This window comes from Synechococcus sp. H60.2 (assembly GCF_047462315.1).
Lineage (GTDB): Bacteria > Cyanobacteriota > Cyanobacteriia > Thermostichales > Thermostichaceae > Thermostichus.
The window spans coordinates 14,472-34,480 of the sequence record NZ_JANSIZ010000026.1 but is presented as its reverse complement, the minus strand read 5'-3'; the positions used below and the strand labels follow the sequence as shown (position 1 = coordinate 34,480).

The following is a 20,009-nucleotide window of genomic DNA, read 5'->3' as shown; positions in this document are numbered from 1 at the left end:
TTGGCATGATTCTAAGTGCATTGTCTCATGGGGCGGTGCACCTCTAGAAATTGTGAAGCGATATATCCAGAATCAGTTAGGAGGCGCTATCCCTCCCCACCCGGGTGGGGAATCCCGCGCCTTACGTTGACCAGCCCATCTGCCCAATCGAGAAGACGGTTCACTTCTTCCAAGGTTCTGGCTTCTGAGTACAGCCGCAGCAGGGGCTCGGTGCCGCTGCCGCGGATCATGACCCAACTGCCGTCGGCAAGGGTAAACTTGTGGCCGTCTTTGTCAAAATGCTTGATGACCTTCTGCCCCAGGATCTCAAGGGGGGGATCCATCCGTAGCCGTTGGAATAGCTGGGTTTGTTGGTTTTGATCCCCTAGGTGCAGGTCGCGGCGCTGGTAGACGGAGATGAACCCCTCTCGTTCCTGCAAAGCTCGGTAAAGGTCGCCCAGATCTTGCCCGGTTTCGGTGACGGCCTCGATCAAGTACAGAGCAGAGAGAAGAGCATCCCGTTCGGGGATGTGGCCCAGATAGCCGATGCCACCCGATTCTTCTCCCCCCAGCAACACCTGGGTGGTCATCATGCGCTCGGCAATGTATTTAAAGCCCACGGGCATTTCCGTAACCGGCAAGCCATAGCGCTCGGCCACCTTCACGAATAGCTCCGAGCCACTGATGGTTTTGACGATTTCGCCCCGCAGGCCGCGTCGCCCCGCCAAGTGGTCGATCAGGATGGGAATGAGGATCTGCGGGCTGAGAAAGCGGCCTTGCCCGTCGAGGGCGGCAATGCGGTCGGCGTCGCCATCAAAGACCAGACCCACTTTTAACGGGGCGGGATCCGCCGCGATGATCTGGGCAGAGGTCTGTAGGTTTTGCGGCAGCGGCTCCGGTGAGAAGCCGCCAAATAGGGGATCCCGACGCGCCTGCAATTCAATCACCTTCTCTCCCAAGAGGCGCCTGAGGCCCCCAGCCCCAGAGCCAAACATGACATCCACCCAGATCTTGGCCGGGGATCCTTTGAGCTTTTCCAGATCCACAAAGCGACTGAGCTGAGCCAGATAGCCGGGCCAGGGATCCCAGATTTCGATGGGGGCTGGGTTGGATCCGAGAGGTTGCAGGTTGTGCAGCTCCTGCTCGATGGCAGCAGTGACCTCCGGGGGCACAGAGCCGCCAAACCCCCCCTTGACCTTGAGGCCGGAATAGTGGGGCGGGTTGTGGCTGGCGGTGATCACCAAGGCGCCATGGCAGCCGCGCTCTTTGGCTGCCCAGCTAAAGGCCGGTGTCGGGGCCACACAGGCAGAGAGATAAACCGGGATCCCCAAGCGGGCCACCACCTCGGCAGCGTGGGCAGCAAATTTTTCTGAGAGAAAGCGGTTGTCGTAGCCAATCAGGATCCCGGCGCCGGGATAGGTGCGGGCCAACACCTGGGCGCTGGCCTGGGCGGCAATGCCCAAGTTCTGAAAGGTAAAGCCATCGGCAATCACAGCTCGCCAGCCGTCGGTGCCAAAGCGAATAGAGTTCTCAACCATGGTTACACCCAAATCCACCCCGACTACACTTAGCACGGCGGAGCCGCCACCACACCCCCCCATTTCAAAAACGGCAGCGGCTGGGTGAGCTCGCAAAAGCTGCGGAAACAGCTACAGTAACCTGGAAAGCGTTCCGCTCCTAATGAGCCATGACTCAGCAACTCACTCTCGACGGACTGGGATTTGGATCGGATGGGGGATCCCGTTCAGGGCGGGTGATCGTTACCGATTTGCAGGGGGAGATGCAACGCTCCTACCTGGAATACGCCATGAGCGTGATCGTGGGGCGGGCCTTGCCGGATGTGCGGGATGGCCTCAAGCCGGTGCATCGCCGCATCCTCTACGCCATGCACGAGCTGGGCCTGACGCCGGATCGCCCCTACCGCAAGTGTGCGCGGGTGGTGGGGGACGTGCTGGGGAAATATCACCCCCACGGGGATCAGGCGGTCTATGACGCGCTAGTGCGCATGGCGCAAGACTTTTCCAGCCGCTACCCCCTGGTGGCGGGGCACGGCAACTTCGGCTCGGTGGACGACGATCCGCCGGCGGCCATGCGCTACACCGAGTGTCGGCTGGCGGAGCTGAGCCACACAGCCCTTCTGCAGGGGATCTCCGAAGAAATTGTGGACTTTATGCCCAATTTCGACGGATCCCAGGCGGAGCCCACCGTTCTACCGGCCCGCCTGCCCATCCTGCTCCTCAACGGCTCTGCCGGCATTGCCGTGGGCATGGCCACCAACATCCCGCCCCACAACCTGGGAGAAGTCGTGGACGGCCTGCTGGCTTTGATCGACCATCCCGATCTCAGCCCTGAAGAGCTGTTGCGCTGGATCCCAGGGCCGGACTTTCCCACCGGCGGCCAAATCGTTGATAGCCAAGGGATCCGCGAAGCCTACCTCAGCGGGCGCGGCTCCATCACCCTGCGGGGAGTGGTCCGCTTTGAGGAGATCCAGCCGGGCAGAGGACGCCACCGCCGGCCCGCCCTGGTTATCACCGAGTTTCCCTACCAGGTGAACAAAGCTGCCTGGCTCGAGAAAGTGGCGGAGTTGGTTGCCCAAGACCGCCTCAGCGGCATTGCCGACTTGCGGGATGAGTCGGATCGCAGCGGCATTCGCGTGGTGGTGGAGCTGAAGCGGGAGGCCAACCCGCAGGCAGTTCTGCAGCAGTTGTACAAGCTCACCCCCCTGCAGAGCACCTTTGGGGTAATCCTGTTGGCCCTGGTGGAGGGAAAACCCCAGCAGCTCAGCTTGAAGCAGATTTTGCAGCACTTTTTGCAATTCCGCGAGGCCACTCTCAACCGGATGTTTCGCGCCGAACTGCAGCGGGTACAGCGCAAAGCGGAAGAGGTGGCAGGGATGGTGCTGGCCCTGGCCGATCTGGAGGGGGTGATCGACCTGCTGCGGCAAGCCCCCGATAGCGCCACGGCCAAAGCCCAACTGCAAACTCGCCTGGGCTGCACCCCCCAACAGGCGGAGACAATCTTGGCCATGCCCCTGCGCCGCCTGACAACCTTGGAGCGGGAGCGCCTGCACCAGGAGCAGGCCGAGCTGCAGGCCCGCATCGCCGAGCTGCAGGGGCTGCTGGAAGATCGCCGCAAGCTCTTGAATTACCTGAAAAAAGAGCTGCGCCACTTGAAGAAAACTTTTGCCGACCGGCGCCGTACCCAGATCCTTTCGGAAGCCGAGCTGGAGGCAGAACAGGCCCAGATCCCCAGTGGCAAAGCCGGCGAAGACACCCGCTTCCTGCTGCAACTTACCCGCAAAGGCTACGTGCGCCGCCTGCCTCTGCCTGGGCCTCGCTCCCGCAGCAATCCGGCGCAACGGGAATTGGGAGAAGATGTTCTGGTCGGCCTGGAATGCGTGACCCCAGAGCAGGAAATCTTGGTGCTCACCGCCAGCGGCAAAGCTTTCACCGTGCCCAGCGAAGGGATCCCCCTCAGCACCGGCTCCTCGCGGGGGGTACCTCTGGTCACCCTTCTCCCCAGTCCCGAACCCATCGTTGCCACCTTCCCGCTGGATCCCGTTCGCGTCAGCGGTGCGGAGCACTCTCCCGGCGAGGCCAGCCTGGTGGTGCTCAGCCGGCAGGGGCGGATCAAGCGGGTGGCCCTGGCGGAGCTGATGGGCCTTAGCCAACGGGGATCCACCGTCCTGAAACTCAAAGAAGGGGACGAGCTGGGCTGGGCGGCCCTTTGGGATCCCGGCCTGCAGGACGGTAGCGTTGTCCTCGCCACCTCCGGCGGGCGGGTACTGCACCTGCCGGCAGAGCAGATCCCACTCATGGGTCGAGGGGCTGTGGGCACACCGGCCCTGCGCCTGGGACGTGCCGAGAAGCTGGTGGGGATGGCGCTGCTGCCCCCCAGGGGGATCCTGATTTTGGCCAGTCGGTCGGGCTATCTGAAGCGGCTGCCTCTGGGCGAGATCCCAACTGGGGAGCGGGGCAAGGTGGGCGTCACGGCCTTTCGCTTTTCCGACAAAGGGGATGGCTTGGTGGGCTTGGTGGGTTTCCCCCCCAATCTGGCGGCGCACCCCCATCTGCAAGTCGATGTGATCACGGAGTCCGAACGGGTACACTCCTTCTCTCCTGAGGAAATTCCCCTGCAAGGCCGGTCCGGCGGCGGCTCCCTGTTGGTCAAGGGGGAGCAGGTTAGGGAGTTGCGCCTGTTTTGGCCGCAGCCGGAGGGCGAGATTGGATAGCTCTGCAGGCCACGTGCAGCGTTCGGGGAAGGCAGAAGCCTGGGCTGCTAGGACAGAGAGCCATCCCCTAGCGAAGCAGAATCGGTCGGCTGGGAGCCGGGATCCGCCTCTGGCGCTTCAGGATGGCGGACAGGCTTGGGAAGAGTGCCACCTGACTTGAGAACCAAACAGCGCACAGTTTGGTGCAGTTCCTCCAGCAAAATGCCGATGGCGGAGCGGAAGTCGCGGTGGTCATCCCGCATTTGCTCCAGAATGGCGCGGATGACTTCCTTACAGTCCTTCAGGATGTGCTGCTGCTGGGCGATGATCCGCACCAGCTCGCTCTGTTCCCTAAGCAACTCCCGCAAACAGGTACGCAGCTCGTCCACCTGGTTTTGCCAAAGGGCTTGCCCCTCTCGCAACTCCATTACGCTGGTGCGCAAATCGGCGGTGGCATCACGCAGAGCTTCGCTGTGGCGGCGCTCGGCCTCCAGTTGTCGCTGCTGCTCCTGCTGCTGTTGGCGCAGCTCGGAATTGGCCCTTAGGTTGGCTTCCGCCACTCTGAGCAATCGATCCAAGCAAGCCTCGGCGAGAGCCCAGCGCTCCTCCGGCAAGGAAGATCGGCTTCGGCTAGCCCGCCTGCGGAAATACCTTACGGTCACTGCACCTCGTATCTGCGGCAAGGACATCGAGCATCGGCTTAAGCGTACACTCCAGCGTGGGAGTTTGTCCCAGCGAGTGGTGCCTCAATCATATCGCTTTTCCCAGCCCCCCTTGGCAATCTGGGCGCAAAAAACCATCTGAGCAGCTTCTGGGCCGCAGGGATCCATCCCTCTGTCAGAGCACCCCTTGAGTCAGAAACAGCGGCCCAGCGCCCTGCCAATATCCAACACCGCAGCCCAACGAGCGAGGCCGCCTCTCTCCGTAGATCCCGGAAATCCTTCTAGGATGGAAAAAGTTTGCAGGGAAGAAAGCCATGCCTTCACTCGCCAATCAAGTGGTGCTGATCACCGGAGCCTCTGCCGGCATTGGAGAGGCCGTTGCCCTGGAAGCGGCCAAACGCGGGGCCCGCTTGGTGCTGGCGGCCCGCCGAGAGAGGCTGCTACAAAACGTCAAGGACTTGGTGGAGAAGCAGGGGACAGAAGCGCTGGTGGTGCCCACCGACATGGCCGACACGGCCCAGGTGGAGGCGCTGGCCCAAAAGGCTCTGGATCACTTTGGCCGGGTGGATATCCTGGTGAACAACGCCGGCTATGGCCAGATGGGGCCGGTGGAAGAGGTGGATGTGGCGGCGATGCGGCGCCAGTTTGAAGTTAACGTGTTTGGCCTGCACGCCCTCACCCGCGCCCTCTTGCCCCAGATGCGGGAGCGGGGCAGTGGCCGCATCCTCAACCTCAGCTCGGTGGCCGGCCAGATCTCGATGCCCTTCAGCGGCGTCTACAACGCCACCAAGTTTGCCGTGGAGGCCCTCAGCGATGCCCTGCGGGTGGAGGTGGCCCCCTTTGGCATCAAGGTTGTCTTGATCGAGCCGGGGCCGGTGACCACCGAGTTTGGCCGCGTGGCTGAAGAGACCTTTGCCGCCGTTGTCAACCCAAATGGCCCCTACAAGGCGATCTTGGACAAAACTGCCGATCTGGCCAGCTCGTTCAACAACATGGCCTGGCCGGTGGAGAAGGTGGTGGAGCCGATCCTGAGAGCCATGACGGATCCCCACCCTTCCGACCGCTACACCGCTTTTACGGGCGGCAAGCTGGCGCTGGGGCTGATGCGGCTGCTGCCCGCCACTCTGGCCGATCAAATGTGGCGGCGCGTCTACGGCCTGGATGCCCTGGGATCCCCCAAATCCAAATCGGCCTAGTCACCGGTTGGTGGACACAAGCTGCAGCAGGGATCCCTCTTGAGCTCAATCGGCGGGAAGCTCCGCACTGTATTGGTACTGTATTGGTGAATTGTGTTTACTCAACAAGATGAGTGGCGGGAGGCGTTCACAATGCCTCTACGGGCTGCCATTGGACTCTGGACTGAGATCCTCAAGGGGGGCGATTTTGCTTAGCTTGATTTTGGGATTGCTGCTGATAAATTGCTGCAAGGTCCACTCGTTTTTAAAGAGAAGAACGGGCCTATCTTGAATGTCTTTGACGATAAGGGTGTTAAACAGGCTGGGGATGTTCCCCAGAACTTCCCAGCCATTCTCTACCCAGCGGGCCAGCGTGTAGGGCAGCATCTCCAGCCGGGTTTCGACGTTGTACTCATGTTCCAGGCGGTACTGCAGCACCTCAAACTGCAACTGGCCCACTGCGGCCACAATCGGATCCCGTTTGGACTCGTCGAGGGAGTACATCATCTGCACCGCTCCCTCTTCCTGCAGCTCTGATACCCCTTTCTGGAACTGTTTAAACTTGGAGGGGTTGGGATTTTTTAAATAGGCAAACAGCTCCGGCGAAAAGCTGGGGATCCCGGCGTAGCGCAACTTCGGGCCGGTGTAGAGGGTATCCCCAATCCTGAAGATGCCAGGGTTGTTGAGGCCGATGACATCGCCAGGATAGGCTTCATCGATGGAGATGCGCTCTTGAGCAAACAATTTTTGGGGATAGGAGAGGCGGATGGGGCGGTTGAGGCGGGCATGGTTGACCACCATGTCCTTCTCGAACTTACCGGAGCAGATGCGCACAAAAGCAAGGCGATCCCGGTGGCGGGGATCCATATTGGCCTGCAGCTTAAAGACAAAGCCGGTAAACTCAGGATGTTCGGGTGGGATCAGCCCTGCCGTGCTCTCGTGGGGCATTGGCGGTAGAGAATACTCCAGAAACGCATTGAGAAACAGCTCCACCCCAAAATTGGTCATGGCGCTGCCGAAAAAGACCGGCGTTTGCTTGCCAGCATGAACCTGCTTGAGATCCAAGCTGGGCATGAGGCCATCCAACAGCTCCAGCTCTTCTTTGAATTGGTAATAGAGATCTTTTTCAATCAAGTCTTCAATTTGCGGATCCCCCAGCTTGATGACCATTTCTTTGGCCCGCAGCCGTCCCCGCGAGACCCGCTCAAAGAAATGAAACTCCTGCGTGCGTCGGTCAAACAAAGCTGTAAAGCGCTCCCCTGAGCCAATCGGCCAGGTTACAGGATAGGGCTTGAGGCCGAGCTCAGTCTCAATTTCGTCCATTAGCTCCAAGGGATCCCGGCTGGGGCGATCCATCTTGTTGATGAAGGTGAAGATCGGCAGCTTCCGCAGTTGACAGACTTCAAACAGCTTGCGGGTCTGGGGTTCTAGCCCTTTGCCGGCATCTTCCAGCATCACAGCGTTATCAGCCGCCGCCAGGGTGCGGTAGGTATCTTCGCTGAAGTCTTGGTGGCCGGGAGTATCGAGCAAGTTGAGGCGAATATTGCGGTAGTCAAACTGCAACACGGTCGAGGTAATGGAAATGCCCCGCTGCCTTTCCAGCTCCATCCAGTCGGAGGTAACCCGCTTTTGGGCGCGGCGGGCCTTCACGGCCCCAGCCTCCTGAATGGCTCCCCCGTACAACAACAGCTTTTCCGTAAGGGTGGTCTTCCCGGCATCGGGGTGGGAAATAATGGCAAAAGTGCGCCGCTGCTGGATGGCTTTGGCTAGGTCTACTTCTTTCATCATCGAGAGGCTCCTCTAATGCAATCCCGCTGCTCTTCCAGCGCGCCGGCGGCCTCGAGTCTCTCCCTTTCAGAGGGAGGAGAGAAAGTGGTGCAGCCGTTCCAGCCCTTTTTCCAGGGTGGTGCGATCGGCGGCATAGGAGAGGCGAATGTAGGAATCTGCCCCGAAGGCCACCCCCGGCACGGCGGCCACCTGCTGTTCTTTGAGCAGCCGTTGGCAGAACTCCACCGAACTTAAGCCGGTTTGGCCAATGTTGAGAAACACGTAGAATGCCCCCTCCGGCTCTGGGCAAGTCACCCCCGGCAGAGCGCGGATCCCTTGCACCATCAGATCCCGCCGCTGCCAAAATTCTTGGCGCATTTTTTCCACCGCCGCCGCCGACAGGGGGCTGGTCAGAGCTTCCAGGGCGCCGTACTGGGCGAAGGTGCAGACGTTGGAGGTGCTGTGGCTTTGCAGGTTGATGGCGGCGTCGATGATGGGCTTGGGTCCCGCCAAGTAGCCAATCCGCCAGCCGGTCATGGCATAGGCTTTAGCGAAGCCGCTGCTGAGGATCGTGCGCGGCAGCAGCTCCGGGGAAAGGGATCCCAGGCTGATGTGGCGGGCTTGGCCGTAGACCAGCTTTTCGTAGATCTCGTCACAGACTACATACAGATGAGGAGCAGAGAGGAGCACCTCTGCCAGGGCCTCCAGCTCGTGCCGGTGATAGACGGCGCCGGTGGGGTTGGCCGGCGAGTTGAGGATGAGCAACTTGCTGCGGGGGCTGAGGGCCTGGCGCAGTTGGGCGGCGGTGAGTTTGAACCCCTGCGCCTCTTGGGTTTGAACCCGCACCACCTTGGCCCCGGCCAGAGCCACCATCTCGGGATAGCTGACCCAGTAGGGGACGGGCAGGATCACCTCGTCGCCGGGATCCAGGAGTACCATGGCCAGGTTAAACAGGGCTTGCTTGCCGCCGTTGCTAATCAGAATCTGGTCGGGGCTGTAGTCCAAGCCGTTTTCTCGCCACAACTTGTCCGCCACCGCCTGGCGCAGGGCAGGGATCCCAGCGGTGGGGCCGTAGCGGGTTTTGCCCTCTTCCAGGGCGCGGATGGCGGCAGCCCGAATGTGCTCAGGGGTGTCGAAGTCCGGCTCGCCGGCGCTCAGGATACAGACATCCAGACCCTCTGCCCGCATAGCCTTGGCCAGAGCCGAAATCGACAGCGTTGCAGAGGGAGAGAGACGAGCAACCCGTTGGGACAAGCCGGCAGCAGACACCATCAGTTGGGGATCCTGGGATAGCAGGTTGGGTTAGTTTTAGGCAGTTAGGCCACCGCTGTCAAGAGGCGGCTGCCATCCACCAGCAGCAGCTCATGGCCCTCCCGCTCCGCCAACAGATCCCAAAACTCCCCGGCGGCGGCCCCCGGCAAGAACCCTTCCAGACGCAGTTGTAGGGGGGGGAACTGCTTGTTCCCTTGGGGCTTGCGCCGCACCGTCACCCAGATGAAGCCGTCGTGGGGCTCGACGATGCCGCGAATGTTAAAGCCCTCCTCTGCATCCTCAGGGGCAGGCAGAAAGGGCTCGTCCTCTAGATCTGGATCTTGCTCCTCCTCCGGCAAGGCCAGGATGCGGATAACGCTCAGGCCCAAGGTGCCGCCCGACCGCGGCTGCGGCTGCACGTAGTACCAGTAAGTGTGGCCGCTCTCGATGCAATAGGTGAAAGGGCGCAGCAGCTCGGCACGGCCAGGGGTGGCTGGATACTCTACGCCATCGGTGGCAACCAGCGTCGCCTGGGCGTAGGTCTCTGGGATCGATTTGAGGGATCCCTTGATCAAGCCCAGCGCGCGGAACTGGTAAGGGTGGGCGGGCGGGGGCAGTGGATTCATAGGACTCAGTGACAGGATGGGAGGCCACAAGCGTAGGGTCTACAAGTCTATCTCATGACAGCGGCCATCTCAGAAGTATGGGCGGCTGCTAATCCAGCAAAAATTGCACCCACTTCGGTGGCGGCGGCAGCGGACAGCGGAAATGCTCCATCACCAGAGCTGCCACCAAATGCACCGTGAAGACGTAGACCAGGGAGTTAAAGGCAATAAACCCGACCACCACCACCTGAACCATCCAAGGTTCTGCCACCCAGTACACGCCCAGCCTAGCCAGAAACACATCCAGCAGCCAGTTGGTCAGGCCGGTGAGTTGGATGGTGACATAAGTCCAAAGGTTTTCCCCCACCAGCAGAGAAGAGAGCAGCAACTGGAAAACTAAGCCGAAAGCGCTGAGGGCAGCGCCGCTGGTTACCGAGACATACCAGGAAAGGCGCCGCCGCCATAGGCGGGCACACCAGTAGCCCAGCAGGCCGTAGGGAATGACGTAGAGAATGCTGCGCGTGGGCCCCATCAGCACCGTCAGCAGCAGAGCAGAGACCGCCAGCGCCATCGCCCCGGTGCGGGGATCCCAGCGCATCACCGCCAGCGCCACTGGGATAGGGAAAAACAGACGCATAAACGGCGCCAGCGGCGTGTAGCTCAAGATCCAGATCAAAGCGGCAGTGCTGGCTAAGAAAGCCGTTTCCACCACCCTCAAGGCAGGAGAAGGGGGTGGTGAGGGGGGTAGGGGGGGAAAATCATCCTGCACAGGAGGCCCAGCAAGGAAAAGACCACTGTTCCCAGCTTAGGCCAGCACTTGCTAAGTGGGCCGAGGGGAATCTTGAACAGTTTTGGCTTTGTTCCAGGCGCAAGCTCTGGCCCCTTCCCAGCCCACCTGCCAAACTTGGCCTGCTACTGCCACCACATCTCCCCGGCGCAACTTGCGCCCTCGCCGGGTTTCCACCTCGCCGTTGACCCGCACCTGCCCCGCCTGGATGAGCTGCTTGGCCTGTCCGCCAGTGGGCACAACTCCCGTCAGCTTGAGAAATTGATCCAGCTTGATGAGGGGATCCCCTGCTGGAGAAGCTTGGGAAGGTGGAAGAGTCTCGGCCATAATCTCACCGTTCTGGCTTGGATGTCGGCTGATCCAACTTTTGATCTTGACGCTGCTGCTCTGCCGGGGTGGCTGGCCCAGGGATCCCCTAGGGCTGCGGGCTATCGGCAGCAGCCGCAGCGGTCGGCTCGCCTTCGGCAGACCAAAACTCATAGGCAGCCTGGGAGAGTTTGGCGATTAGCTCTTCGGCTTTGGGATCGTTGGGAGTTTCCCGCTTTACCCACACTGCTGCCACGTAGCGTCGCCCGTTGGGCAAATCGAGTATGCCGGCATCTCCCACCACCGACCTGAGAGTTCCCGTCTTGTGGGCGATGCGCACCTCTTGGCCCAAGTTGGGGCGAAAATAGGAGGGCCGCTGCGTGCGCCAGAGGATGTCCAAAAAGCGGTCGCGGCTGCGGCGGCTGAGCATTCGCCCCTGCTCCACTTGGCTGAGCAGCCAGACCATGTCGCGCGGGCTGCTGGTGTTGGTGCCCTCCAGATCCGGCAGCCACCAAGAAACCTGCGTGTGTTGCAGCCCCCACTGGCGAAACTTTTGGTTGAGGGCTTCCCGACCGCCGAGGCGATCGATGATGAGGTTGGCGGCGAAGTTGTCGCTGACGGTGCTCATGAGGGTAGCTGCCTCCAGGGCAGAGACCTGGGATCCGAGGGGACGGGTCTGCAATACGCCGGCTCCCCCGCCCCTGAGGTCTTCTCTCAGAGTCAGCCTCTCGTCCAGCCGCACTTGACCCGTTTCCACCGCCTGCAAAAAAGCCAGGAGAATCGGGATCTTAATGACACTGGCAGCAGGAAAAACCTGATCCGGCCTCACCCCAGCAAAGGCGCCGGTTTCCACCTCCCAGAACAGGGCTCCTACTGTCAGGCCCGGCTGATCGGCCAAAGCAGCCAAGCGCTTCTGTAAAGCGGGGATTTCCTGTCCTCTGAACAGGTCTGTGGGCAAGGTGGGGGGGGGATCCCCAAGCTGCATTGCCTCCTGCTCTGGCCGGGCAGGAGTGGTCGATTGCAGCAGTTGCGACAGGCCAGCCATCGTCAGGCCCAAAATCAGGCTTAGGCCCAGGCCCCGGAGCAACACCTCTGCCAGGGTCGGAGACCGTCTTAAGCGGCGAGGCTGGGCAGCTCGTTGGCGCATCCGGTCAATGGCCCTTTGGCGAGAGAAGCGCAGCGGTTGGGGGCGGGAAGCCGAGAGGGATCCCTCGGCAGCCGGGGCAGGCAGCAAGTGGCGAGAAGGGGAGGCAGCCTGAGGGAAGCGGCGCTGATGACGCCCCAGATCCCGAGACCTTTCTCGAGCTGAGCTGCTGCCTTTCCCCTCCCCTGCTCTAGCCATGAGAACGACTGCCTCAACGAAGGTCTTGATGGTCAACATCGCAACAATTTTACCGAACTTGCGTTGGTGAGCCCGGTTCAACTCAACAGCAGGGAAGTTGGCTGCCAAAGCCTCTGGCTAGGCGGCTCCTGCGCTCTAACTTTTGCGACCAGCGGGGGCCCTGCACCGCAGCTTGCCCGACTGGGATCCCTCTTTTGGGGGCGGATTGGATCCAGGCCAAATTGGCTATCCTAGAGATAACGGGGTTGGTCGATGAAGAGAGTTTCCCCATCGCGACACAGAGGGGCAGCTTAGTAGCTCCGTACTCAGCGCTCCGCGCCGCTGACGCGAGTAGCGCGGGGCAGCAAAGCCTGGAAGCAACTTTGGTTGCTCACCAATGGTATAGTTGTTAGCGAGGCGTGCCGTCCCCAGGTGAGCTCCTAAAGTGGTGAAAACCCTGACCGTGGCAAGCGTCTGGAGGATACCAACGTCTCAGCCAACCTGCAAGAACCCCGTCCCGCTGACGCGAACAGAACAGAAAAGTAAGCAGAACCTGGGGGCTTTGCCTTAAGGAACTGTCTAGAAGTGTCTTGACAGCACCTTTATGAGTTTGTTTTTGAACAGGGTAGGAATCCCCCGCCTTTAGGCGGTGGGAGTGTCAACCCAAGGCCGAAGCTGGTGGGAGGCGACAATGGCTAACTACAACCGCGGCATCATGAAGTTCAAGGGGGCCGATAGCCCAATTGTGGTTCTGATCTCGGCCGGCATTGTGGCGGCGGTGGTCTCGGCCCTGATCTGGTGGGCGTTGCACTTCGCTTACGCGGCTTGAGATCCCAGGTTCCCTCTCGACGGACTGGAGCGGAGTCCGAGGTTGCGGTCGCTGGCGAGCAGTCGCTAGGCTGGGGCGAGGCGGTTTTGCAGCGCCTGCGGCAGTCCTTGCAGCGTTGGTACTGCCAGCATGGGCGGGATCTGCCCTGGCGACGCACCCAGGATCCCTACGCCATTTGGGTAGCAGAGGTGATGCTGCAACAGACCCAGGTGGCAACCGTGATCCCCTACTTTCAGCGCTGGATGGAGGCTTTGCCCGGGATCCCGGACTTAGCGGCAGCCTCCCAGCAGCAGGTGCTGAAATTGTGGGAAGGCCTGGGCTACTACCGGCGGGCGCTGAATCTGCACAAGGCAGCCCAGATCTTGGTGCGGGAACACGGGGGCCAGTTTCCCAGGAATCTGGAGCAGGTGCTGGCGCTGCCGGGGATCGGGCGCACCACAGCTGGCGGCATTCTCAGCGCCGCCTTTGACCTGCCCCTGCCGATTTTGGAAGGGAATGTCAAACGGGTGTTGGCTCGCCTGGTGGCTTTGCCCCAGCCGCCGGCCCGCTGTTTGCCCCTGTTGTGGCGGCTTTCGCAGCAGTTGCTGGATCCCGAGCAGCCGCGCACCTTTAACCAGGCCCTGATGGACCTGGGCGCTACTGTCTGCCGGCCCCGGCAGCCTCGCTGTGGCCAATGTCCTTGGCAGGCCGACTGCGCTGCCTACAATCGAGGTCAACAGCAACACCTGCCTATGTCTGAGTCCCGTCCCTCGCGCCCTCACAAACAGATCGCGGTGGCCATCGTTTTGCGAGGGCAAGAGATCCTCATCGATCGGCGGCTGGAAAGCTCCATGCTCAGCGGCCTGTGGGAGTTCCCTGGTGGCAAAATCGAGCCGGGAGAAACCCCCGCGGAGTGTGTGGTGCGGGAGGTGAAAGAAGAAATTGGCATCGACATTGAGGTAGTGGCTCCGCTGGCCACCATCGAACATGCCTACACCCATTTCACCATCACCCTTATTGCTTTTATCTGCCGCTATTTGGGCGGAGAAGCCCAAGCCCTGCAATGCAGCGAAGTACGCTGGGTCGAGCCGGCGGAGCTGTCGCAATTTCCCTTTCCGGCGGCCAACCAAAAGCTATTTCCCTACCTATACGCTTGGCTGGAAACGCAAGGGAATCCCTTAGAACCCCTGTAATCCGCCAAACCGCTTAAACCCCTCCGGCCTTGCGCGCACAAGACATCCGATAGGATGATAGATGTCCTGCTGAGGTGAGGCACGGATATGCTTGTCACTCTGGAAAAAGCTGGGGAGATTCTCGCCAAGGGATCCCACACGGCGATTACGACGACAGACGGCAAGATCGCGCTGGTGCCTAAGGGGAAAGAAACCCTCAAGCTGACGGCCAACGAAGCCATTAACTTGATGTTTTACGTCGTCCGCTCTGCTGACCCCCCAGAAGCAGTGATGGCAAAACTGCAAGAGGCCGCTGCCAAGGCGCAAGCCCCCGATCCCGCCGAAGAACGCGCCAGAAAATATCGAGAAATTCGCGGAACGTAGCAGAAGCCGGTCGAGTCGGTCGCTCCAGGGCTCTCTTGGCGAACTCGAGTTCCAGAATCAGAGGCTGGCAGGGCTGAGGGGAACCAATTTCCCATCTGTGGTCAACCCCAGCAGCATCGGCTCCTGGGGCCGGATGGCCTGGCCAGTGAGGGCGCAACGCTGGGGCTGGTGAGCCGTGGCGGGGAAACTGGCCTGAATATCCTCGGCAGCGAGGGTGGCAGCCTCTGGAGAGTGGCGCAAGACATAGCCCCAGAGAATTTCGCGGATCAAGGCCTGGTAGCCCTGGCCGCCGGCCAACGCCTTCAGTCGTTGCTTCAGCTCACGCTCCAGACGAATGCTGGTCACCTCCATCTCGGTGGTGGGGGTGCGAGGACGGGCGCGGGCATGCATGAAGGGATCCTCTCCAAAAGCTTATACTACTCCTGTAGCACAAGGTGAGCCCTGAGAGCATTCTAGGTGTAGGGATTTTGCCGCGGGTTTTATGGTTGAGCTGATCCCACCTCGTCGCCGCGCCTTGGAGCATCTGCTGAACCGGTTGGGGTTCAGGGATCCCACTTGGCTGGAACAACTGCGCTGGGATCTGTTGGATCAAGCTTTGATTCATCCTTCCCTGGATGGCCAGCGCAACAATGACCGGCTGGAGTTCTTGGGGGATTCTGTCCTGCGTATTTTGGCCACCGAGTTCCTGTTTCAGTCCTATCCCCACTTGTCAGTGGGAGAGCTGACCGCAGTTCGCTCGGATCTAATCAGCGATGCCCACCTGGCGGAACTGGCGGATCTACATGGCCTAGAGCGCTACCTTGAGGTGGGATCCAGCTCCCAAAACGACTTGGCCGGACGGGAGCGGCGCTTAGCCGATGCTTTCGAGGCGGTGTTGGGATCCCTGTACCTAAGCTGGGGCATGCACACCCTGTCCCGCCTGCATCCCTGGCTGGATCCCTACTTTCGCCAACGGGTGGAGCAGTGGTTCCAGGATCCCACCCGGCGCAACCCGAAAGCCGCTCTCCAGGAGCTGACCCAGCGCCTATGGGGCACCTTGCCAGAATATCGTCTGGTGGCTGCTCGGGAACACCCGCCGCACTTCATTATGGAAGTTTGGGGCCATGGTCAATGTTGGGGCCGCGGCGAGGGGCGCTCCAAAAAGGCGGCAGAAATGGCCGCTGCGGCCCAAGCCTACGGGCACTTGCAGTCGCAGGAAATAAGGTAGGCGCCACTACGAGGCAATTCATGGGTAGCGACCGCTGTGGTAGCCGGCCTCTTCTTCCGGCGCCGCCAGCTCGCTCCTGTGGGGAGTTCTCGCCTGCACCTGGAAGCTGGGATCCGCGTTGCCCAGCTTTTTGGGGGTTAGCCTAACAAGGGGGCAGAGCAACGGCAGCCTAAGACAGATGAGAGCGTTGAACCTACGCTAGACCTAACCAACGGTGCGGAAGAGTATGGATCCCCAACTGGAACAGCGCGCCCGCGACCTGCGCGCCCTGCTGCAGAAGGCCAGCATCGCCTACTACGTCTACGATGCCCCCATCTTGGAAGACAGCGTCTACGACCGCCTCTACCGCGAGCTGCAGGAGCTGGAGCGGGCCCACCCCGAGCTGATTACCCCCGACAGCCCCACCCAGCGGGTGGGAGAAAAGCCCGCCGAGCAGTTCCCCACCGTCTCCCACCGCATTCCCCTCTACAGCTTGGAAAATGCCTTCAACCTGGAAGAGCTAAAAGAATGGCAAGAGCGCCTGCTGCGGGTGCTGGGGCGCACCCCGGAGGAAGGGGAGCTGGAATATGTGTGCGAGCTGAAAATTGATGGCGCGGCCCTGGCCCTTACCTATGTGGATGGGCTGCTGCAGCGGGGGGCCACCCGCGGCGATGGACAGTCAGGCGAGGACATCACCCCCAATGTGCGTGCCATCCGCGCCATCCCCCTGCGGCTGGCGGCAGCGAATCCGCCACCGGTTTTGGAGGTGCGGGGGGAAGCGTATCTTGCCATTGCCCAGTTCGAGCGCATCAACCAGGAGCGCCGCTCTGCCGGGGATCCCCCCTTTGCCAACCCGCGCAACTGTGCTGCTGGCACTCTGCGCCAGTTGGATAGCCGCATCGTTGCCGCCCGCAAGCTCAGCTTTTTTGCCTATGCCCTCCACTGGCCAGAAGGCTGGCCGAGCGGGGATCCCCCCCAAACCCAGTGGGAGTGTCTGCAGCGGCTCAAGGAGCTGGGATTGCCCGTCAATCCTCTGTCCCAGGTGTGCCGGGGCCTCGAGGAGGTGATCCAGTTCTACGAGCGGTGGCGGCAGGCCCAGCTTCCCTATGCCTGTGACGGCGTGGTAGTGAAGCTCAACTCCCTGCGGCTGCAAGAGGAGGCCGGCTTTACGCAAAAATTCCCCCGCTGGGCTATTGCCCTCAAATACCCTGCCCAAGAAGTCCCCACCCGCATCCGCGCCATCGTGGCCAGCGTAGGCCGCACCGGAGCCGTCACCCCGGTGGCAGAGCTAGAGCCGGTTCTTCTGGCTGGTACCACTGTCAGCCGCGCCAGCCTGCACAATGCCGATCGCCTCGAGGAGCTGGATGTCCACATCGGCGACACCGCCATCGTGCGCAAAGCCGGGGAGATCATCCCCGAGGTGGTGGGGATCCTCAAGGAGCTGCGCCCCCCTGACGCCGTTCCCTACCGCTTGCCCAGCCACTGTCCCGAGTGCGGCACCCCTCTTGTCCGCTCTGCTGGCGAGGCGGTAACCCGCTGCCCCAATCCCGAGTGCCCGGCCAAGATCCGGGGGCAACTGCAGCACTGGGCCAGCCGCGACGCCATGGATATCGAGGGCCTGGGGGAAAAGCGAGTAGCCCAGTTGGTGGAAAAGCTAGGGGTTCGCACCGTGGCCGATCTCTACCGCCTCACCCCGGAACAGTTGAAGAGCCTGGAGGGGATGGGATCCCGTTCCAGCCAGAAGCTGGTGCAGGCCATTCAGCGCTCCCGCCAGCAGCCCTGGGAGCGGGTGCTCTACGGCTTGGGGATCCCCCATGTGGGGGTGGTGACCGCCCAGATTTTGGCCCCCCATTTCCCCGCCCCAGAACTCTTGGCCCAGGCTAGGGCTGAAGACATCGCCCAAATCTACGGGATAGGGGCAGAAATTGCCGAGGCGGTGGTGAGCTGGTTTGCCGATCCTGCCCACCAGCGGCTGCTGCAGGAGCTGCGGGAGCTGGGGATCCCTGCTCTGCCCCAGCAGAAGGCTCCTGCCGTCTCCCAGGTTCTGGCCGGGAAGAAGTTTGTAATCACTGGCACCCTGCCTACTCTCTCCCGCCAGCAGGCCAAGGCTTGGATTGAAAGCCGCGGCGGCAAGGTAACCGCCAGCGTCAGCCGCCAAACCGACTATGTGGTGGTAGGGTCGGATCCCGGCTCCAAACTCAAGCAGGCCCAGGCTTTGGGGATCCCTCTGCTGAGCGAGGCGGAGCTGCTGGCGTTGGATCCAAATTGACATACTCCCCAGCCCCAAAGGGCGGGGATTCTGGTTCTTGAAACACTTCTGAGTCCTGTACTCTGGCGGAACGGCAACCACCACCTTGCCCAACACCTTCGCGCCCGTGGGCCGGAGGCCTTTGGCCAGCCCAAACCGTTCCCGTCCCTCGACTGTGGATTCCCCAAAAAATTTGGGAAGGCCGGCTTGTCCTCGCCCCGGCGATGGTTTATCATGCGATTCAGTGAGGAGTGGACGCCAGAGGGGGAAGAGGACGAAACACGGACAGTCCCTTCCCCTTTTTGGTGTTCAAGATCCGCCCTGGTTCCGCTCCAGAGGGTATCCAACCGAACCCAAAAGCCCACTTACCTCCGACGACCGTCTTTGCCAGAGTTAGGAACATTCCACTATCATGAAATTAGCGGAGACGCATGTTTCCGTTCACTCCTCACACCATCCGCCGCTCGACGTCGAGTCGGGCGGTTTTCTTATGAACTTTATCTCCAATCGCCGCAGAGCTGTTCTCAGCAGCAGGGCAATCTTCTACGGCCGGCTTAGGAAGCCCACAATCTGGAAGGAAGTGCTAGACTAGTAAGTCAGTAAGTTCTGTCCCTTGCAGTATCCCTACGCCTCTCCAGCCGCGCCCCACGTTTGAGCAGCACTGGAACGTCCGGCTTTTTCTAGAATTTGCCAAACACGATAGCCAAGAGCAAACAGCAACGAGGATCCCATGGCCAAGCATGACTCCCACCTGAGATGCTCCTTCTGCAATAAGTCCCAGGATCAAGTGCGTAAGTTGATTGCGGGGCCGGGGGTCTACATCTGCGACGAGTGTGTAGAGCTGTGCAATGAGATTTTGGAGGAGGAACTCTACGACGGCCATACCCGACCTGAGACGGATTCTGTTGCCAAACGTCGCGAAACCCCTAAAAAATCCTCTCGCGGCCTGCCTTCTCTGGCGCAGTTGCCTAAGCCGCGCGAGATCATGCGCTACCTTGACCAGTACGTGATTGGCCAAGAGAAAGCCAAGAAGGTTCTGTCGGTGGCGGTTTACAACCACTACAAGCGGCTGGCTGCTAAGGCCAACCCCAGCACCCTCGGAGCTGCAGAGCTGGATGAGGTGGAACTGCAAAAGTCCAACATTTTGATCATTGGCCCCACCGGCTCCGGCAAAACCCTGCTGGCCGAAACCCTGGCCCGCATGTTGGATGTACCCTTTGCCGTTGCCGATGCCACTACCCTCACGGAAGCCGGCTACGTCGGCGAAGATGTGGAAAACATCCTGTTGCGCCTGCTGCAGGTGGCGGACATGGATGTGGAAGAAGCCCAGCGCGGCATCATCTACATCGACGAAATCGACAAAATTGCCCGTAAGAGCGAAAACCCCTCCATTACCCGCGACGTTTCCGGCGAAGGGGTGCAGCAGGCTTTGTTGAAGATGCTGGAGGGAACTATTGCCAACGTGCCTCCTCAGGGAGGGCGCAAGCATCCCTATCAAGATTGCATTCAAATCGATACCTCCAACATCCTCTTCATCTGTGGGGGCGCTTTTGTCGGCCTGGATAAGGTGATCGAGCAGCGCATTGGCAAAAAGTCAATGGGCTTTATCAAGCCAGGGGAGCAGCTAGCAGTTACCCGTGAACAACGCCTGGCCGATGCCCTTAAGGCGCTGGAGCCGGAGGATTTGATCAAGTACGGCATGATCCCAGAATTCATCGGGCGGCTGCCAGTGGTGGCTACCCTGGATCCCCTGGACGAGAAGGCCCTCGAGGCCATCTTGACGCAGCCCAAAAATGCCATCCTCAAGCAGGCCCAGAAGTTGTTGCGCATGGACGGGGTGGAGCTAGAGTTCGAGCCGGCTGCCATTTCTGCCATTGCCAAGGAAGCCTACCGTCGCAAAACGGGGGCGCGTGCGCTGCGGGCCATTGTGGAAGAGCTGATGCTGGACGTGATGTACGAGGTTCCCTCTCGCCGGGATATCAAATACGTGCGCATCACGGCTGAGATGGTGGAGCGCCGCTCCACGCGCGAGCTGATCCCTCACCCTTCCACCTTGCCTAAACCTGAGTCTGCCTAGGGTCACAGCCCTGCCGGATCCCTCTGCGTCGGCTTATGATCAGTGTTTGGTCTTGCAAGGAAGGGCAAGGG

General features: G+C 61.0%; 18 protein-coding genes. 8 read left to right on the top strand and 10 right to left on the bottom strand.

Annotated features, from left to right (window positions below; translation table 11 throughout):
• Positions 1-86 precede the first annotated feature (86 nt).
• Positions 87-1,517 carry a phosphoglucomutase/phosphomannomutase family protein gene (locus tag NW845_RS05955; RefSeq protein ID WP_414377462.1) on the bottom strand — a complete coding sequence of 477 codons (1,431 nt, stop codon included), beginning with the start codon at positions 1,515-1,517 and terminating at the stop codon, positions 87-89.
• 149 nt (positions 1,518-1,666) lie between these two features.
• Between NW845_RS05955 and NW845_RS05950 the strand changes: the two genes are divergently transcribed.
• Positions 1,667-4,210 carry a DNA gyrase/topoisomerase IV subunit A gene (locus tag NW845_RS05950; RefSeq protein ID WP_414377460.1) on the top strand — a complete coding sequence of 848 codons (2,544 nt, stop codon included), beginning with the start codon at positions 1,667-1,669 and terminating at the stop codon, positions 4,208-4,210.
• Between the two features lie 47 nt (positions 4,211-4,257).
• Here NW845_RS05950 and NW845_RS05945 read toward each other — a convergent pair whose 3' ends face one another.
• Positions 4,258-4,749: a hypothetical protein gene (locus NW845_RS05945; protein WP_414365256.1), complete on the bottom strand. Its 492-nt coding sequence runs from the start codon at positions 4,747-4,749 to the stop codon at positions 4,258-4,260.
• A gap of 416 nt (positions 4,750-5,165) precedes the next feature.
• Here NW845_RS05945 and NW845_RS05940 point away from each other — a divergent pair, with 416 nt between their 5' ends.
• A complete protein-coding gene (locus NW845_RS05940) occupies positions 5,166-6,047 on the top strand; it encodes an SDR family NAD(P)-dependent oxidoreductase (RefSeq protein WP_414377458.1) in 882 nt (293 codons plus the stop codon).
• A 138-nt stretch (positions 6,048-6,185) separates the two neighbouring features.
• On the opposite strand, the gene NW845_RS05935 is transcribed toward NW845_RS05940, so the two are convergent.
• From NW845_RS05935 to NW845_RS05910, 6 genes are all read right to left on the bottom strand, one after another.
• Positions 6,186-7,811, bottom strand: a complete 1,626-nt coding sequence (locus tag NW845_RS05935; RefSeq protein WP_414365285.1) for a peptide chain release factor 3 — start codon at positions 7,809-7,811, stop codon at positions 6,186-6,188.
• Positions 7,812-7,880: 69 nt separating this feature from the next.
• Entirely contained in the window at positions 7,881-9,065 is a 1,185-nt protein-coding gene (locus tag NW845_RS05930; protein WP_414377455.1) for a pyridoxal phosphate-dependent aminotransferase, read from the bottom strand.
• A gap of 44 nt (positions 9,066-9,109) precedes the next feature.
• Complete coding sequence (locus NW845_RS05925; RefSeq protein WP_414365261.1) at positions 9,110-9,670, bottom strand: hypothetical protein; 561 nt, start codon at positions 9,668-9,670, stop codon at positions 9,110-9,112.
• 88 nt (positions 9,671-9,758) lie between these two features.
• Positions 9,759-10,418, bottom strand: a complete 660-nt coding sequence (locus tag NW845_RS05920; protein WP_414377452.1) for a DUF2232 domain-containing protein — start codon at positions 10,416-10,418, stop codon at positions 9,759-9,761.
• Positions 10,419-10,469: 51 nt separating this feature from the next.
• Positions 10,470-10,763 (bottom strand): RNA-binding S4 domain-containing protein, encoded by a 294-nt coding sequence (locus NW845_RS05915; RefSeq protein ID WP_414365264.1) that lies wholly within the window; start codon positions 10,761-10,763, stop codon positions 10,470-10,472.
• Positions 10,764-10,851: 88 nt separating this feature from the next.
• A complete protein-coding gene (locus NW845_RS05910) occupies positions 10,852-12,123 on the bottom strand; it encodes a serine hydrolase (protein WP_414377449.1) in 1,272 nt (423 codons plus the stop codon).
• Positions 12,124-12,754: 631 nt separating this feature from the next.
• Between NW845_RS05910 and NW845_RS05905 the strand changes: the two genes are divergently transcribed.
• From NW845_RS05905 to NW845_RS05895, 3 genes are all read left to right on the top strand, one after another.
• Complete coding sequence (locus NW845_RS05905) at positions 12,755-12,892, top strand: hypothetical protein (protein WP_414377446.1); 138 nt, start codon at positions 12,755-12,757, stop codon at positions 12,890-12,892.
• 86 nt (positions 12,893-12,978) lie between these two features.
• A complete protein-coding gene (gene mutY / locus NW845_RS05900; RefSeq protein ID WP_414365269.1) occupies positions 12,979-14,064 on the top strand; it encodes an A/G-specific adenine glycosylase in 1,086 nt (361 codons plus the stop codon).
• Between the two features lie 87 nt (positions 14,065-14,151).
• Positions 14,152-14,427: a hypothetical protein gene (locus NW845_RS05895; protein WP_414365271.1), complete on the top strand. Its 276-nt coding sequence runs from the start codon at positions 14,152-14,154 to the stop codon at positions 14,425-14,427.
• Positions 14,428-14,484: 57 nt separating this feature from the next.
• Here the strand turns inward: NW845_RS05895 and NW845_RS05890 are convergent, their stop codons facing one another.
• Positions 14,485-14,817, bottom strand: a complete 333-nt coding sequence (locus NW845_RS05890) for a hypothetical protein (RefSeq protein WP_414365273.1) — start codon at positions 14,815-14,817, stop codon at positions 14,485-14,487.
• 91 nt (positions 14,818-14,908) lie between these two features.
• On the opposite strand from NW845_RS05890, the gene rnc reads away from it, so the two are divergent.
• Positions 14,909-15,634 (top strand): ribonuclease III, encoded by a 726-nt coding sequence (gene rnc, locus NW845_RS05885; RefSeq protein ID WP_414365274.1) that lies wholly within the window; start codon positions 14,909-14,911, stop codon positions 15,632-15,634.
• Positions 15,635-15,652: 18 nt separating this feature from the next.
• Here the strand turns inward: rnc and NW845_RS05880 are convergent, their stop codons facing one another.
• Positions 15,653-15,796, bottom strand: a complete 144-nt coding sequence (locus NW845_RS05880) for a hypothetical protein (RefSeq protein WP_414377443.1) — start codon at positions 15,794-15,796, stop codon at positions 15,653-15,655.
• A 64-nt stretch (positions 15,797-15,860) separates the two neighbouring features.
• Between NW845_RS05880 and ligA the strand changes: the two genes are divergently transcribed.
• On the top strand, positions 15,861-17,882 hold the full coding sequence (gene ligA / locus NW845_RS05875) for an NAD-dependent DNA ligase LigA (RefSeq protein WP_414377440.1): 2,022 nt from the start codon (positions 15,861-15,863) through the stop codon (positions 17,880-17,882).
• Between the two features lie 709 nt (positions 17,883-18,591).
• Positions 18,592-19,938, top strand: coding sequence for an ATP-dependent protease ATP-binding subunit ClpX (clpX, locus tag NW845_RS05870; protein WP_414377437.1), 1,347 nt, complete (start codon positions 18,592-18,594; stop codon positions 19,936-19,938).
• The last annotated feature ends 71 nt before the right edge of the window (positions 19,939-20,009 follow it).